The 13,828-nt window shown below is 36.7% G+C and carries 14 protein-coding genes; 8 read left to right on the top strand and 6 right to left on the bottom strand.

Annotated features, from left to right (window positions below; genetic code table 11):
• The first annotated feature begins 32 nt into the window (after positions 1 to 32).
• Positions 33 to 1,013, top strand: coding sequence for a stomatin-like protein (locus D1094_RS08205; RefSeq protein ID WP_118959619.1), 981 nt, complete (start codon positions 33 to 35; stop codon positions 1,011 to 1,013).
• Positions 1,014 to 1,236: 223 nt separating this feature from the next.
• On the top strand, positions 1,237 to 1,695 hold the full coding sequence (locus D1094_RS08200) for an NfeD family protein (RefSeq protein ID WP_118959618.1): 459 nt from the start codon (positions 1,237 to 1,239) through the stop codon (positions 1,693 to 1,695).
• A 229-nt stretch (positions 1,696 to 1,924) separates the two neighbouring features.
• Here D1094_RS08200 and D1094_RS08195 read toward each other — a convergent pair whose 3' ends face one another.
• The 3 genes from D1094_RS08195 to proB form a co-directional block, all read right to left on the bottom strand.
• Entirely contained in the window at positions 1,925 to 2,752 is an 828-nt protein-coding gene (locus D1094_RS08195; protein ID WP_118959617.1) for an FKBP-type peptidyl-prolyl cis-trans isomerase, read from the bottom strand.
• A gap of 177 nt (positions 2,753 to 2,929) precedes the next feature.
• Positions 2,930 to 4,186 (bottom strand): glutamate-5-semialdehyde dehydrogenase, encoded by a 1,257-nt coding sequence (locus tag D1094_RS08190; RefSeq protein ID WP_118959616.1) that lies wholly within the window; start codon positions 4,184 to 4,186, stop codon positions 2,930 to 2,932.
• Entirely contained in the window at positions 4,186 to 5,331 is a 1,146-nt protein-coding gene (gene proB / locus D1094_RS08185) for a glutamate 5-kinase (protein ID WP_118959615.1), read from the bottom strand. Before proB ends, D1094_RS08190 begins: the two co-directional genes overlap by 1 nt.
• Before the next feature lie 356 nt (positions 5,332 to 5,687).
• Here proB and D1094_RS08180 point away from each other — a divergent pair, with 356 nt between their 5' ends.
• Together D1094_RS08180 and D1094_RS08175 are read left to right on the top strand one after the other, a co-directional pair.
• Positions 5,688 to 6,602: an acyltransferase gene (locus tag D1094_RS08180; protein ID WP_118959614.1), complete on the top strand. Its 915-nt coding sequence runs from the start codon at positions 5,688 to 5,690 to the stop codon at positions 6,600 to 6,602.
• Positions 6,599 to 7,837, top strand: a complete 1,239-nt coding sequence (locus tag D1094_RS08175; protein WP_118959613.1) for a mechanosensitive ion channel family protein — start codon at positions 6,599 to 6,601, stop codon at positions 7,835 to 7,837. The genes D1094_RS08180 and D1094_RS08175 overlap by 4 nt, the downstream gene beginning before the upstream one ends.
• Before the next feature lie 47 nt (positions 7,838 to 7,884).
• On the opposite strand, the gene tesB is transcribed toward D1094_RS08175, so the two are convergent.
• Entirely contained in the window at positions 7,885 to 8,742 is an 858-nt protein-coding gene (gene tesB / locus D1094_RS08170; protein ID WP_118959612.1) for an acyl-CoA thioesterase II, read from the bottom strand.
• A 196-nt stretch (positions 8,743 to 8,938) separates the two neighbouring features.
• Between tesB and D1094_RS08165 the strand changes: the two genes are divergently transcribed.
• On the top strand, positions 8,939 to 9,193 hold the full coding sequence (locus D1094_RS08165) for a hypothetical protein (protein WP_118959611.1): 255 nt from the start codon (positions 8,939 to 8,941) through the stop codon (positions 9,191 to 9,193).
• Between the two features lie 90 nt (positions 9,194 to 9,283).
• Here the strand turns inward: D1094_RS08165 and D1094_RS08160 are convergent, their stop codons facing one another.
• The gene (locus D1094_RS08160; RefSeq protein WP_259337873.1) at positions 9,284 to 10,174 is read right to left on the bottom strand and encodes a YkgB family protein; all 891 of its coding nucleotides are present in this window, start codon (positions 10,172 to 10,174) and stop codon (positions 9,284 to 9,286) included.
• Positions 10,175 to 10,307: 133 nt separating this feature from the next.
• On the opposite strand from D1094_RS08160, the gene yihI reads away from it, so the two are divergent.
• From yihI to hemN, 3 genes are all read left to right on the top strand, one after another.
• Positions 10,308 to 10,877, top strand: a complete 570-nt coding sequence (gene yihI, locus D1094_RS08155; protein WP_118959610.1) for a Der GTPase-activating protein YihI — start codon at positions 10,308 to 10,310, stop codon at positions 10,875 to 10,877.
• Between the two features lie 5 nt (positions 10,878 to 10,882).
• Positions 10,883 to 11,377: a DUF2489 domain-containing protein gene (locus tag D1094_RS08150; protein ID WP_118959609.1), complete on the top strand. Its 495-nt coding sequence runs from the start codon at positions 10,883 to 10,885 to the stop codon at positions 11,375 to 11,377.
• Between the two features lie 340 nt (positions 11,378 to 11,717).
• The gene (gene hemN, locus D1094_RS08145) at positions 11,718 to 13,088 is read left to right on the top strand and encodes an oxygen-independent coproporphyrinogen III oxidase (RefSeq protein ID WP_118959608.1); all 1,371 of its coding nucleotides are present in this window, start codon (positions 11,718 to 11,720) and stop codon (positions 13,086 to 13,088) included.
• 199 nt (positions 13,089 to 13,287) lie between these two features.
• On the opposite strand, the gene rmf is transcribed toward hemN, so the two are convergent.
• On the bottom strand, positions 13,288 to 13,461 hold the full coding sequence (gene rmf, locus D1094_RS08140) for a ribosome modulation factor (RefSeq protein ID WP_118959607.1): 174 nt from the start codon (positions 13,459 to 13,461) through the stop codon (positions 13,288 to 13,290).
• Positions 13,462 to 13,828 lie beyond the last annotated feature (367 nt).

The raw sequence follows: 13,828 nt of genomic DNA, 5'->3' as shown, positions 1-13,828 counted from the left end.
TAGGAATACATAATAATAAAGGAATAGTATCAATGCCCTTACTACAAGAACTACTCACTAACCCAGCGCTTTGGGTCACTATAGTTATTTTATATACCCTGAAAAAAGGGATTTATTTTGTTCCGCAAAACCGAGGTTATGTGGTTTATACGCTGGGAAAATACAGTAAAACATTGTCAGCGGGATTAAATTTTATTATCCCTTACGTGCAATCTATTGCTGCTGATCGTAACTTAAAAGAGCAATCGCTCGAAATCACCTCACAACCTGCCATTACTAAAGATAATATCACCTTAGAAATTGATGGTATTTTGTTTATGAAAGTCACTGACGCCGCCGCCGCGACTAATAACATTACTGATTATAAAGTGTCAGTTACCCAACTTGCGATGACCACTATGCGTAACGCTATAGGTTCAATGGAGTTAGATGAGTGTTTTCAAAACCGTGATGGTATTAATGCTCAAATTCTTGCAGCGATGACCGAAGCGACAGAACCTTGGGGGGTTATGGTAACTCGTTATGAGATTAAAGATATTACGCCTCCACAAAGTATTCGTGAAGATATGGAAAAACAAATGACTGCAGAACGTGAGAAACGTTCAGTTATTTTAACGGCAGAAGGCGTTAAAACAGCCGCTATTACTGAGGCTGAAGGTCAAAAGCAAGCCAGAGTACTGGATGCTGAAGCGGCAAAAGCTGAACAAGTATTAGCGGCAGAAGCAACTAAAGAATCACAAATACTTGAAGCAACGGGTAAAGCAGAAGCCATTCGATTAGTCGCCGAAGCAGACGCATCAGCACTTGATGTTATCGGTAAATCAGCCAGCACTTCAGAAGGTAAATCTGCGGTTACGCTAACGTTAGCGCAAGACGCGATTACAGCGCATCAAGCAATAGCCAATGAAAGTACCGTTGTGCTTACTGACGGTAAAACAGGTGATAATGTGGCTAATACCGTCGCACAAGCCATTGCAGTATCTAGTAGCTTGAAGTTACCTAACTCACCTTAGATAACCTCAGCTCGGGATAATAAATAGCTCCCTAGTTGCTATTTTTCCTTACTTCTGTGTTAAATTCACACACAATAGAATAACTATTCTTAATGAATTTGCCTTGAATTAAGAAAAACTATCAAACTAGTGAGTTATTACAATCATAAGTCTAACAATTTCAATCTATTAACTTATCTCTTAACCTGAGTTGAGGTTAGATAGCCGAAAGTTTGGAGAATATATGGAATATTTTTTAGAAAATCATCATCATTTGTGGTTTTTAATTGCAGGCATCAGCTTTATTGTTGAGCTTAGTATCATGGGCTTAAGCGGACCATTACTCTTCTTTGCTATTGCAAGTATTGTTACCGGTATTTTAGTGTCGATAGGTGTATTAACAAGTTGGCAAATGGAGATTTTATCGGTGGGTGTCGTGTCGGCACTAACGGCGCTCATTCTTTGGAAACCGCTGAAAAATTTACAAAACTCAAAGAGCAAAACAGATACCTCAAGCGATATGATCGGCTTAAAGGTTCCTGTCAGTACCGATATTACAGAAACCTCAGGTAACATTCGTTATTCAGGCATTAACTGGAATGCACGATTAGTGGAAGACGCCAGTGTTGAGGTAATTACAACTGAACAACAATGCCAAATTGTTGCTGTTTCAGGGAATACTATGTTGGTTAAGCCTGTTTAGGGCTGAGGCTAGAATCTCTTTACTCTGCGTTAAAAGGTGCTGATTTTGCGAGTAAACTACGTAGTTAATTAAAGGGGTTTTATCTCTCAGCTGAACTATTAACAAAGATAAATATGCCCTAGCCTATAGCTATTATATTTGTGATGACATTGAATTGAATTTGGCGAAAGCCTGTTAATGCATTTAACAGGCTTTTCAGTTTTAGTGAGAAGGTAATGTTAAAGAAGAGTTATTGTTTAATAACTATGAGTTCTTTGGTTAATTTCTCAATCATTTCCAGACCGTATTCACTTTTAGGGTTTAGTGCAACCGATTGCTTAAATGCTGCGAGTGACTCAAATTTTTGGCCGTTTCGATAATATCCGTCGCCTAATGAATCCCATACATTCCAAGAGTTAGGGTAAGCCTGACTATTTATTTCGAAAATTGTGACCGCTTCACTCAATAAACCCTCTTTTATTAACTTGTATCCAAAACCATTTAATACGTTCTCACGAAAACTATATTGTTCAAAAGCTGTGTTTTTTAAATGGTGATACTGGCTTTTAGCAGCATCTAAGCTTTTATTCTTCATTGTGTTTTTCAATAAAACTGTGATGTCGTCTTTAGGTTCACTAACAGAAATGACTTCATAATCAAAAATTAATGTCGCGTTAGGTGGAATAGAGTTTTCTATGCCTTTTTCTTTATATGCAAGCTTTGGCGGTACAATTAGCTTGTAACGATCACCTACGCGCATTTTTAATAGTGCTTCTTCAGCACCAGGGATAACCTGACCTTTTCCAGTGATAAAGTAAAAAGGTTCGGAATCGCGTGAACTACCAAATGACTTCTTTGTTGATTGTAAAAATCCAGTCCAGTGGAATGCGATTTCTTTATTTAACTCTACTGCAGCACCATTACCTGATTTAATTATTCCATATTGCAAACCACTATCTGTCGTAATAAGTTTTTCTACGTTGGGTATTTTTGTCTCAGTTGCGTTGGTTTTAGTATTGATAAGTAAAGTAATTAATGTAAGTGTTGTGGTTATAAGAATGACTTTTGCTGACTTCATTATATTCTCGTTATGTTGTTTCAAATGGGGCTTGAGAAGAGAATATTAGAAATAACTCACTTTGTATACTGTATCCTCTCTGGTGATTGGGTTGATAAATGAAGATTAAAAAAGAAAGCCTATTAATAAATTAATAGGCTTTCTTTTTTTGGATTTTTGTTTATAACATGCTAGCGGTTAAGGTCTTACTTGCCCATCACCTAGAACAACAAATTTTTCAGTCGTTAATGAAGCAAGTCCCATAGGACCGTATGCATGTAATTTACTGGTTGAAATACCAATTTCTGAACCTAAACCTAACTGACCACCATCAGAGAACCTAGAAGAGGCATTTACCATAACAACCGAAGAATTGATTTGGCGAATAAATTGCTGCGTTCTTGAGGTATCTTGACTAACAATTACTTCAGTATGATCAGAAGTATATTCATTGATATGTTCTATCGCTTTATCAAAACTCGTTACCACTTTTATCGCTATTTCTTGGGCTAGATATTCTGCGTGATAGTCTTCTACACTCGCTTCTTCGCCGTTAGGAAAATAAGCAAGGCTACGATCACAGGCATGGACTTTTACTTGGGCGGCATCAGCAAGTGCTTTAGCAGCTAATGGCAAAAACGATTCAGCGATGTCTTGGTGTACTAATAAAGTTTCTATAGCATTACAAGCACTTGGTCGTTGTGTTTTACCATTCACCAGTATATCGATGGCTTTGCTTAATTCAGCATGCTTATCGATAAATAAATGACATACCCCTTTAAAGTGTTGAATCACAGGGATTTGACTATGCTCAGTGACATAACGAATTAGCCCCTCACCACCACGCGGAATAACAAGATCAATTGAATCACGTTGTTTAAGTAATAACTCAATAACTTCACGGCTAGTATCAGGGATAACAGAAACAATGTTTTTATCAACCTTGTGGGCACCAAGCACGTTATGTAAGCATGCAGCTAGCGCTAAGTTACTATGAATTGCTTCGGAGCCACCACGTAAAATAACCGCATTGCCTGATTTGATACATAAGGCTGCGGCTTCTGCCGTAACGTTGGGTCTTGCTTCATAAATCATAGCAATAACGCCAAGGGGAATGCGCATTTTACCCACTTGCATGCCATTAGGGCGAAGCGATAAGTTGGCGATATCGCCAACAGGATCAGTAAGAGTGGTAATTTCTCTGATGGCATTACTGATATCACTTACACGCTCAGGGGTTAGTAAGAGTCTATCGAGCATAGCTGCTGACAAACCCTTCTTTTCTCCTGCAGTTATGTCTTTGGCATTTTCCTTGATGATGCTATCTGTTTGCGCTTCAATCGCATCAGCCATTGCGCTTAACAAAGTGTTTTTTTCAATTGTTGTTAATTGTGCTGCTACTCTACTAGCAACTTTACTGCCTTTAGCCATGTTTTCCATAGAAAATGATGTCATTAATCAGCCTCTGTTTTTGTTAAGTTTTGCATGTCGTCACGTTCATTATGTAGTAACACCATATCGTCTCGATGAACGATTACATCGCCAAAGTCATGACCTAAAATGCCATCTATTTCATCACTTTGCTTACCCATAATGCGTTTTAAGTCATGATGATTATATAAACATATACCTTTAGCTATTATGCGATTACTTTGGCCATCAATGAGCTCAATGGTATCACCGGCTTGAAAGTTATTTGCAACGGATAGGATGCCGGCTGGCAATAAGGAGGCTCCTTGGTTAATAAGTGCGTTAACCGCTCCTGCATCAAGGGTTATTTGTCCGTTACTTTTTAACGTATGCTTTAACCAATGCTTTTTAGCAGTGATAATATTTTTGTCCGCAGCAAAGCGAGTTCCAGGGTTAATCTTATTTAACAAAGATGAAAACACATGGTTTTTAGTGCCATTAATAATGTAAGTGTTAATACCATGCTCAACTGCTTTTTCTGCAGCTTGAATTTTGGTTTTCATGCCGCCTGTCGCAAGATGATTTCGACTTGTACCAGCCATAGCATAAATTTCATCAGTAATTTCACTGATTTCAGGAATAAGTACAGCATCATCATTCACTTTAGGATCTTTGGTAAAAACACCATCGATATCACTAAAAATGAATAAGCTATCTGCTTCACAAACTTGAGCAACGAGTGCTGCGAGGTTATCGTTATCGCCAACGCTTAAATTGTCTGTTGTGACCGTGTCATTTTCATTGACTATAGGTAAGACATTATTTGCTAATTGGATTTGTATGGTTTCTTTAATACTAATGTAACGTTTTCTGTCAGCTAAATCACTTTGAGTGATTAATATTTGGCTACAGGGGGTGTCGAAAAAGCGTTGCCAATTTGCCATCATCTGCATTTGTCCAACAGAAGCCATCGCTTTTTTAGTGGCGCCAGATAACTCTGGTGAGCCATGATGAATTAAACTGCGCCCAGCGGCAACGCCACCTGACGATACTAAGATAATTTCTTTACCTTGCTGTTGGCAGTTAGTAATAAATTGTGCAATAGCAAGTGCATACTTACCACTACAGCCATTATTTTCAGGGGCGATAAGTGCACTACCTACTTTTATCACCGCTCTTTTAAAGTTCATTTTTCCTCCTATTAATTAGTCCACTTTCAGTATGCAAGAAAGCGAGTACGCATTCAACACAACAAAGGCTAAATGCATCAGTTTCAATAGATGAAAATAGACTGTTTAATAGCCTAACTAGCTAGTAGTGATTAAAAAGCGCTTTTTCGATGCTTTTAAAGTGCATTTACAGAAAAATAATGGCAACAAAATATCAGGTGGTGCTTTTTGCATCAATGAGTGAATATAGCGTGAACAGTTATAGGCAAAGAGGTTGAAGAGTTAAGTTGCGAATAAAAAATACAAATTATGGTGAATTCATGGTTAAATATATCAACCAAGGGCTAATTGCTAAATAACAAGTTTTAGAACAACGTATGCTAAATTTTTTACCAGGGCCATTCATTGGCTTTTTTTCACTATTTTTATATTTAATTAATACCATATTTTGGTTGATACCTATTCTCTTGTTTTCGTTGCTTAAAGCATTATTTCCCTTTGCTTTTACTCAAAAAATATTTAGCTATTTACTTGATTTATCGGCGAGCAGTTGGGTCGCGTGTAATAGTGTAAATCAAAAACTGTTTACGCAATTCGACATTCAAGTGACTGGCTTAGAAGAGCTTAATAAAAAAGATTGGTATTTAGTGTTGGCAAATCATCAATCGTGGGTTGATATTCTTGTTCTGCAACGAGTCTTGCATGGCAATATTCCCTTTTTAAAATTTTTCCTGAAAAAAGAACTGATCTATGTACCAATTTTAGGGTTAGCTTGGTGGGCGCTTGATTTTCCCTTTATGAAAAGATATAGCCAAGCTTTTTTGAAGAAGAACCCGCATTTACGTGGTCAAGATCTAGAGACTACTCGAAAAGCATGCAGAAAGTTTAAACATAAACCTGTTAGTGTGATGAGCTTTATTGAGGGCACTCGCTTTACCCAAGAAAAATATGAAAAGCAAAATTCACCGTTTAAGCATTTATTAAAGCCTAAAGCAGGCGGGATCGCATTTGTTTTGGATGCCATGAGTGAACATTTAACGTCTATTGTTGATGTCACTATTTATTATCCTGATGGTGTGCCAAACTTTGTTGACTTTTTATGTGGCCGAGTGAAAACTGTTCATATTGAAATACATACCCGTGAAATTGCTCAAGAACTTAGTGGTGACTATTTTAATGATCGCAGTTATAAAATTTTCTTCCAAAAGTGGTTAACTCAATTTTGGCATGAAAAAGATGAACGACTTGAACAAATGATATCTGAACATAACCAAAGCAAGGATCGTGAATGAATGAAATAATTAGTATTTGGTTAGCAGGTCAAGGTGTCAGTGAAGGCCACCTTGAAATGGCAACTTTGGCTACTGGCATAGCGATTATTATTGTTTTATCGGGTATTAGCTTTTATTTCTCCAAATACCAATTATTAAAATTTGTTAAGCACCTAATACTAAAAAGTCGTAATACTTGGGACGATGCATTAATTGAGCATAATGTGTTAAGTCGAATGACTTTACTGGTTCCTCTGGTCATTATTCTTTTTCTATCTCCCTTAGTACTTGAAGCAGACAGTAAATCAAGTGAAATATTGATTCTGTTTGCTAAAGTGATGCTTACCTTTCAAGTTGCACGTAGTTTAAGTGCATTTTTAAACGTTAGCCGTAGTATTTATCACGAAACAGCCAAACAAAAATACGTGCCGCTTAATGCCATTATTCAAGTATTGAAACTGGCGCTATATCTTGTTGCAACTATTGTTATTGTGGCGTTAATTATCAATCGCTCTCCTGTTTATTTACTGAGTGGTTTGGGGGCGTTAACGGCAGTATTGTTATTAATATTCCAAGACACCATTAAAGGCTTAGTGGCCAGTATACAAATATCAGCAAATAAAATGGTTGTTGCTGGTGATTGGATTGAATTACCGAAATATGGTGCCGATGGCGATGTGATTGAAATTGGTTTAAGTACCGTTAAAGTTGAGAATTTTGATAAAACCATTACCACTATTCCTACATACGCTTTGATCAGTGATTCATTCAAAAATTGGCGTAATATGTACCATACGGGTGCCCGAAGAATAAAGCGTACCTTGATTATTGACATTGGCAGTATTGATTTTTATAGCTTAGATAAAATCGATTTTTTATCTAATGCTGCCTTACTTAAAACTTACCTCAATGAGAAAAAAGCGCAGATAAACCTTAATGAAAATGAGACGAAAAATGTTGAAGCGTTAGATAAAATTAACCGACGTCAATTAACCAACATCGGTACCTTTCGTGCCTACGTAGAGTTGTATTTGAAGCAAAATAATAATATACGTAATGATCTTACTTGTATGGTAAGGCAACTACCAGCAACTGCTAGTGGTTTACCATTAGAAATATACTGCTTTGCGAATACCTCTGAATGGACAAAATATGAAGGTATTCAAGCAGATATATTTGATCACCTTTTCGCTATCGCACCACAATTTGATTTACGAGTGTTTCAACACCCAAGCGGATTTGATTGGCAACGTTAGTTTACCAATCAATACAGAGTGTTATTACCCCAAGCCGAGGTATTTATTTAGCGTTGTCGAATAACGCCCTCTTGCATCGTTGAAGCAACCAACTCCCCCTGACGATTATATACTTGGCCCTTAACTAAGCCTCTACCATTACTTGCTGATGGACTATCCATACAATAAAGTAACCAATCGTCAAAACGAAAAGGTTTATGAAACCACATTGCATGGTCTATGGTAGCTATTTGAAAATTTGGTTGCCAGTGACTGACACCGTGTTTGTATAATGCGGTGGGTAAAAAATGAAAGTCTGATGTATAAGCCAGCATATAAGTATGAATGCGTAAATCGTCAGGCAAATCACCGTTGGCTTTAATCCACATCTGGCAAGCAGAATCAGTTTTTTCTGGCTTTAACCAATCATATTTTTGTACAGGCCTTAAATCGATAGGTTTTTCAGCTAGAAATTTTTGCTTCATTGGTTCAGGTAACACATGCTGAATCTCATGAATGTAATCACTATAAGAACTGATTTGTTCAGGTGGCGGTACATCAGGCATAGTATCTTGATGTTCAAAGCCTTGCTCAACATGCTGAAAAGAAGCGGTCATGTAAAAAATAGCTTTACCATTTTGAATGGCTTGTACGCGTCGAGTACTAAAACTTGCCCCGTCTCGGATACTTTCAACATCATAGACAACGGGTTTGCTGGCATCTCCTGGGCGTAGAAAATAACTGTGTAACGAATGGACAAATCTGTCTTCTGCTACTGTTTCTTGAGCGGCTGATAATGCTTGCCCCATTACTTGCCCGCCAAATAGTGCTTTGAAACCAAGATCTTGACTTTGACCGCGGTAAATTCCTTGTTCAATGATTTCTAGCTTAAGCAGGGCGAGTAGTTCATCTAATACAGCACTCATTTTATGACCTATTAATTAGTGGTTGTAACGTAAATTATACATTCGAAAAGACTTGTTTTCAGTGAATTTTAAACGCTATTGCAGTCTAAAGTAAAATAGGTTAAATTTTGACCGCTATGTTAGTTGTAAGTTAATTTTAACTTTGGTGTATGTTTTTTTTGTTTTATACAAATAAAGCTTTTTTAAGAGGTAACTCATGCAAGCGGCAGAAGTAACACAAGAGCGACGTGACACAAAAACAGTTTCAAGCAATGAAAGTTTATGGAGTGAGCTTACTTTAGCTCAAAAATTTGCAGCCAGCAGTTTAACTCAGTTTGGCTATGAACTTTTGTTTGTTCGAGATATGAATAATAAAAATATTGCGGCATTAGTATGTAATGACAACATAGCGACTATCAGTAAGTCAGGAGAAATAAATACTGCGCCCAATATGGAGATTAGACGAGCATAAACCTAATTCTTTTTGGTTAAGTTGCCATATAATTTATCATAAAGAAAGGCTAGTTCATTAGGTGAATTAGCCTTTTCTTCTTATGGGTAATTAACATTTTTTACGTTGCTGAGATAACTGCCAAAACATAATCAGGTTGGCAATAAACCAAAGATCTTTTATTAAAAAATGGCCGCCTGTTGATAATAGTGTTTCTGTAGATATAGCTACACTCCAAGAAAACAAAAAAGTTTGTGTTACAACAAAGACAGCTCCAGCAGCGACTATAGCAATGTTAACTAAACGAGAGTTATAAACAGCAGAAATCAATAAAACTACGGCAAATAAATCATAAAGCCCAATCAAGTTTGATGTGGTTTGAACATCCCAATAGAGATACATCCATGACATCAAAGGCGAGCTTGCAATAAGCTCTTCGATGCCCTTTGCCTCAAGTAGTGTGAACTTCATGCCGCCTATCCAAAGCAATACCAGCATAACAGGCATGAGGCTTAACCACTTTTTTGTACCGATTGATAGCCTTGGGCGTGTATATAAAATACCCATAGTAAGTAATGCCGTGTATTTGATAATGCCTTGACCAGAGCCTATTGCAGGAAAGCCGCCTAAAGATTCAATCCACATTGAACTACCTAATAGCGAGATTAAAGGGATAGTAGCGATGATAATAAGCAAGTAGCCGAGTTTAACTCTCAGGTTGTGATATTTAAGCGTTAACAAAGCAACCACAGCGGTAACAGTATAAGCTGCCACGGCAATGATATTACTGATACTTTCAGGTATATATTGGCTTATGCCATAAAAGTCGGTCACTAAGCTAATGTGCTTATGATGACCCATTAACCCCATTGATATAGCCAATAGAGAAGCTGAAAGAGCAATAAGAATTAAAATGATTTGGCTGAGATACTGTTTCATTTGTATTGAATTAATAAGGCTAAAGATATTGAAAAGACCCAAAAAGTGCACTTTTGCTTTCACTTAAAGATTACCTTTTTAACAATAACGAAGAATTATAGGTTTTGCTATGCTGTTTTACGAACAAAATAATTAATTATGCACTGGCTTAATATTCGCGTAAAATAGCTCCATAGTTAATTAAATAGTACTCATCATGTCGCGTAAGAAAAAGTCGAGAAAACCAGGTTCAGCACCCACAGCTAAACCGAAATTAAGTAAAGCAGAATTAGCCAATGTTGAAAAACGCGTGCGAAAGAAAACAGGTAAGCAGGCAGGTAATCGTCAGCAGGAAGCAAAGATGGATAATAATGGCGCTGCTAACCAGCAAGCCAATAAAGATCCGCGCTTAGGTAGCAAAAAACCTATTGAATTAGGGAAAATTGCCGCGAAAGCTGAAAAAGCACAAAAGCCTGTTAAAGCACCTGTACCATTAGCGGCGGTTCGTCCTGTGTCAGTGTCACAAGAACAATCGGCTCAACAAGCATTAGTTGCCATTGAGCAAGATGAAAAGTTACAGCGTATTCTCGCTAAACAAGATGATGACATTGAACTTAATGAAGCTGAAGTTGATTATTACAATGACATGATGGAGCGTCATCAAGCTTTAACAGATGAATTGGGTATTGAAGAAGAAGAAGTTGAACAAAAATCTCACTCTGTTGATGAAGAGTCGCTTTGGGACAAACTTGATGGACATGATTTTTCGGATTTTGATAAAGAGTAAATGTAATGGATAACAATTGGGTCATTGCGCTAGTGTTAGCAATAGTTGTGATTGTTCCTTTAGCTTACTATGCAGGAAGTTTGCTTAAGCAATTAGCTCGGCAAAATGCACTTCAGCAAGAGGCTATTATAGCTAAACGTCAAGCTCACCAAGCTCATGATAAAAAAATACTCGATAGTGTTGTCATTATTACCCGCGCTATGGAAGAAGAACAATGTGATTACAGTGAAGGCTGTTGGCGACTTTCTGTACTGTTAGACTCATTAAAACTGAGCTCGGATCTTAATCAACAGTTTCCAGCTATATTTGAGTTATATAACGAGATAAAAGAATTATCTATTCTGGAAGACCGGAAGCAGTTAGCTAAAAAACAGCGTATGAAAGAAGATTATCAACGCATGACAGCAGAAGCGAAATTACGTGATAAAATCACCGAGGAAGTTAAGTCGCTACACCAATTTGCTTCCGATCAAATCACCTCATTCTCTAAAAAGGTCTAGCTGCAACAAACTAGCTAAAGCTTTCTTGGTTTTTGAATAATTGATTCATTAATATCATGCCCCACAATCAATGTAATACTCCGAAATCAATGCCTTGCTTACATGGATGTATACTTAGGTCATGTTTGGAACGTATAGCTGATGACCTTAAGCCTTTAAAATCTCACTAGAAATCAATTTCTTATACAGATTAGTATACAACCAGAGGTGGTACCTAGGTATTAACTTCTCCACCTAATTTTATTGAGACTTATTGCGATTCGCTACTTTGCGCTTGATCAAGACCCTAAAGAAACTATTGTGTATAATTGACTTGTTTTTAAAATCATCGGTACATAACATGAAAGCAAGTCAATTTTTCGATAATCAATTACTCAGTAAATACAACACAAGTGGGCCTAGATATACATCGTATCCTACCGCGTTAGAGTTTCATGATGACTTTAAGCATGATGATTTTATTAAAGCGATTGAAAATTCAAATAATCGTGATTTGTCTTTATATGTTCATATCCCTTTTTGTCATACGCTTTGTTACTACTGTGGTTGCAACAAAGTTATTACCCGTCATCGTGACAAAGCCGATACTTATTTAGAGTATTTAGCCAAAGAAATTGCCCTGCAAGCACCATTATTTAAAGAATATAATGTAAAACAATTACATTGGGGTGGCGGTACGCCAAGCTTTTTAACTCATGAGCAAATCACAACTTTAGTGTCGCTGCTAAAAGACAAATTTAATTTCTCTGATGATTTAGAAATGAGTATTGAAATTGATCCACGTGAAATTGAAATGGACTTAGCTGAACACTTATTTTCACTAGGCTTTAATCGTTTGAGTTTAGGTGTTCAAGATCTTGATTTAAAAGTACAAGAAGCAATTAACCGCGTGCAATCAACAGAGTTTATTGGAGATTTCATTCAACACGCTAAAACGGTTGGTTTTCAATCTATCAATATCGATTTGATTTATGGTTTACCGCACCAAACACCTGAAAATTTCCGTAAAACATTAGATAAAGCCCATGAATGGGATGTCGATAGAATTTCGCTATTTAGTTATGCCCATTTACCAAGCCGCTTTGCTGCACAGCGTAAATTACGTGATGAATGGTTACCAAATACCCAAGAAAAATTCGCGTTAATGAAGCTTGCTATTGAAACGCTATGTGATTATGGCTACGACTTTATTGGTATGGACCATTTTGCTAAGCCGAATGATGAATTGTCGATTGCTCAAAATGATGGCTCGCTACACCGTAATTTCCAAGGGTACACTACGCGCGGTGAGTGTGATTTATTAGGATTAGGGGTATCGTCTATCAGCGCTATTGGTAATAGTTTTAGCCAAAATTTGAAAGACTTAAAAGAATACTATAAAGCAATAACTGAGCAACAACATGCTCAAGTTGTCGGTGTTAGCTTATCAGAAGATGACATTATCCGCGGTGAAGTCATTCGTGAACTAATGTGTAACCTTTATTTAGATAAAGATAAAATCAATGAGAAATATAATATAGTTTTCGATGATTATTTTGCTGAAGATTTGCCGTTATTAGAGACATTTATTGACGATGGTTTAGTAGAGAATACGTCAAAGGCAATTGCCGTTGATCAAAAAGCACGTTTGTTAATTCGTATTATTTGTATGAGCTTTGATGCCTATATGAAGAAACATATAAACCAACAACGCTTTTCACGCGTTATTTAGTACGCGGTTATAGATCAGCTATTGAGTAAAGTTATTTATTATCCCGAACTGAGGTTAGTTAACCCAAGTGGTGGTTAATAAGGCGAAACACCTTGAATGTAAATTGGTTACCTCTGTGCTTCAATAGGCAAGTTATGATGGTAGGCATCAATCTAATTCAATGTGGTTCGCCAAAACTTTAAAAAATAATACGGTTGAACTACCTAAATAATCCCATATTTCGATCAGCAACGGCTTCTCGCCAGCCCCCCAACCACTGTGATTTTGTTTCTATATTTTGATACGGACATTGTTCTTTTGCTTTCCCGCAAAGCCCAGCTTGATATCCGTTAGAATGCGCTCTTCCTAATTTATCCCTTTTTTGCCTTTTCATTCTTTACTCCTCATAAAATACCCCGTAACTCTTTGAAAATTCTATTTATAAATAAGTACTACGTAGTTTTTTGGTAATTCATACTTTATGTTGAAAGTACTAATTGCCTATTATTTTCTGAGTGTTTCTAAGAAAAATCCGTATTTCAAAATAGTGAAATGCTTAGAAAATAGACGATTTATTTAAGAAGATTTTACTTACGGATGCAAGCAAAAAAGTTTTGATTTCATACTTGAAAAAATAAAATTTTAGGCTTCAAAAAAGCTAGATAAAACGGTTAAAAAAATTACGTTGTTAAAACAGGTTTTTAGTAAAAACATATATAATTATTTTTAATAAAAAAGTTCGTTTATAGAAAAAATTGATT

The sequence above is a fragment of the Colwellia sp. RSH04 genome (genome assembly GCF_003545765.1).
Classification (GTDB): domain Bacteria; phylum Pseudomonadota; class Gammaproteobacteria; order Enterobacterales; family Alteromonadaceae; genus Colwellia.
The sequence above is the reverse complement of the archived record's forward strand: the minus strand, read 5'-3'. Positions and strand labels throughout refer to the sequence as shown.

Bases quoted from the DNA above. Each gene is read 5' to 3' on its own strand.
- rmf (WP_118959607.1), bottom strand. From the start codon at position 13,461: ATGAAAAGGCAAAAAAGGGATAAATTAGGAAGAGCGCATTCTAACGGA.
- D1094_RS08205 (WP_118959619.1), top strand. From the start codon at position 33: ATGCCCTTACTACAAGAACTACTCACTAACCCAGCGCTTTGGGTCACT.
- proB (WP_118959615.1), bottom strand. From the start codon at position 5,331: ATGAACTTTAAAAGAGCGGTGATAAAAGTAGGTAGTGCACTTATCGCC.
- D1094_RS08175 (WP_118959613.1), top strand. From the start codon at position 6,599: ATGAATGAAATAATTAGTATTTGGTTAGCAGGTCAAGGTGTCAGTGAA.
- D1094_RS08200 (WP_118959618.1), top strand. From the start codon at position 1,237: ATGGAATATTTTTTAGAAAATCATCATCATTTGTGGTTTTTAATTGCA.
- D1094_RS08165 (WP_118959611.1), top strand. From the start codon at position 8,939: ATGCAAGCGGCAGAAGTAACACAAGAGCGACGTGACACAAAAACAGTT.
- D1094_RS08180 (WP_118959614.1), top strand. From the start codon at position 5,688: ATGCTAAATTTTTTACCAGGGCCATTCATTGGCTTTTTTTCACTATTT.
- hemN (WP_118959608.1), top strand. From the start codon at position 11,718: ATGAAAGCAAGTCAATTTTTCGATAATCAATTACTCAGTAAATACAAC.
- tesB (WP_118959612.1), bottom strand. From the start codon at position 8,742: ATGAGTGCTGTATTAGATGAACTACTCGCCCTGCTTAAGCTAGAAATC.
- yihI (WP_118959610.1), top strand. From the start codon at position 10,308: ATGTCGCGTAAGAAAAAGTCGAGAAAACCAGGTTCAGCACCCACAGCT.
- D1094_RS08150 (WP_118959609.1), top strand. From the start codon at position 10,883: ATGGATAACAATTGGGTCATTGCGCTAGTGTTAGCAATAGTTGTGATT.
- D1094_RS08190 (WP_118959616.1), bottom strand. From the start codon at position 4,186: ATGACATCATTTTCTATGGAAAACATGGCTAAAGGCAGTAAAGTTGCT.
- D1094_RS08195 (WP_118959617.1), bottom strand. From the start codon at position 2,752: ATGAAGTCAGCAAAAGTCATTCTTATAACCACAACACTTACATTAATT.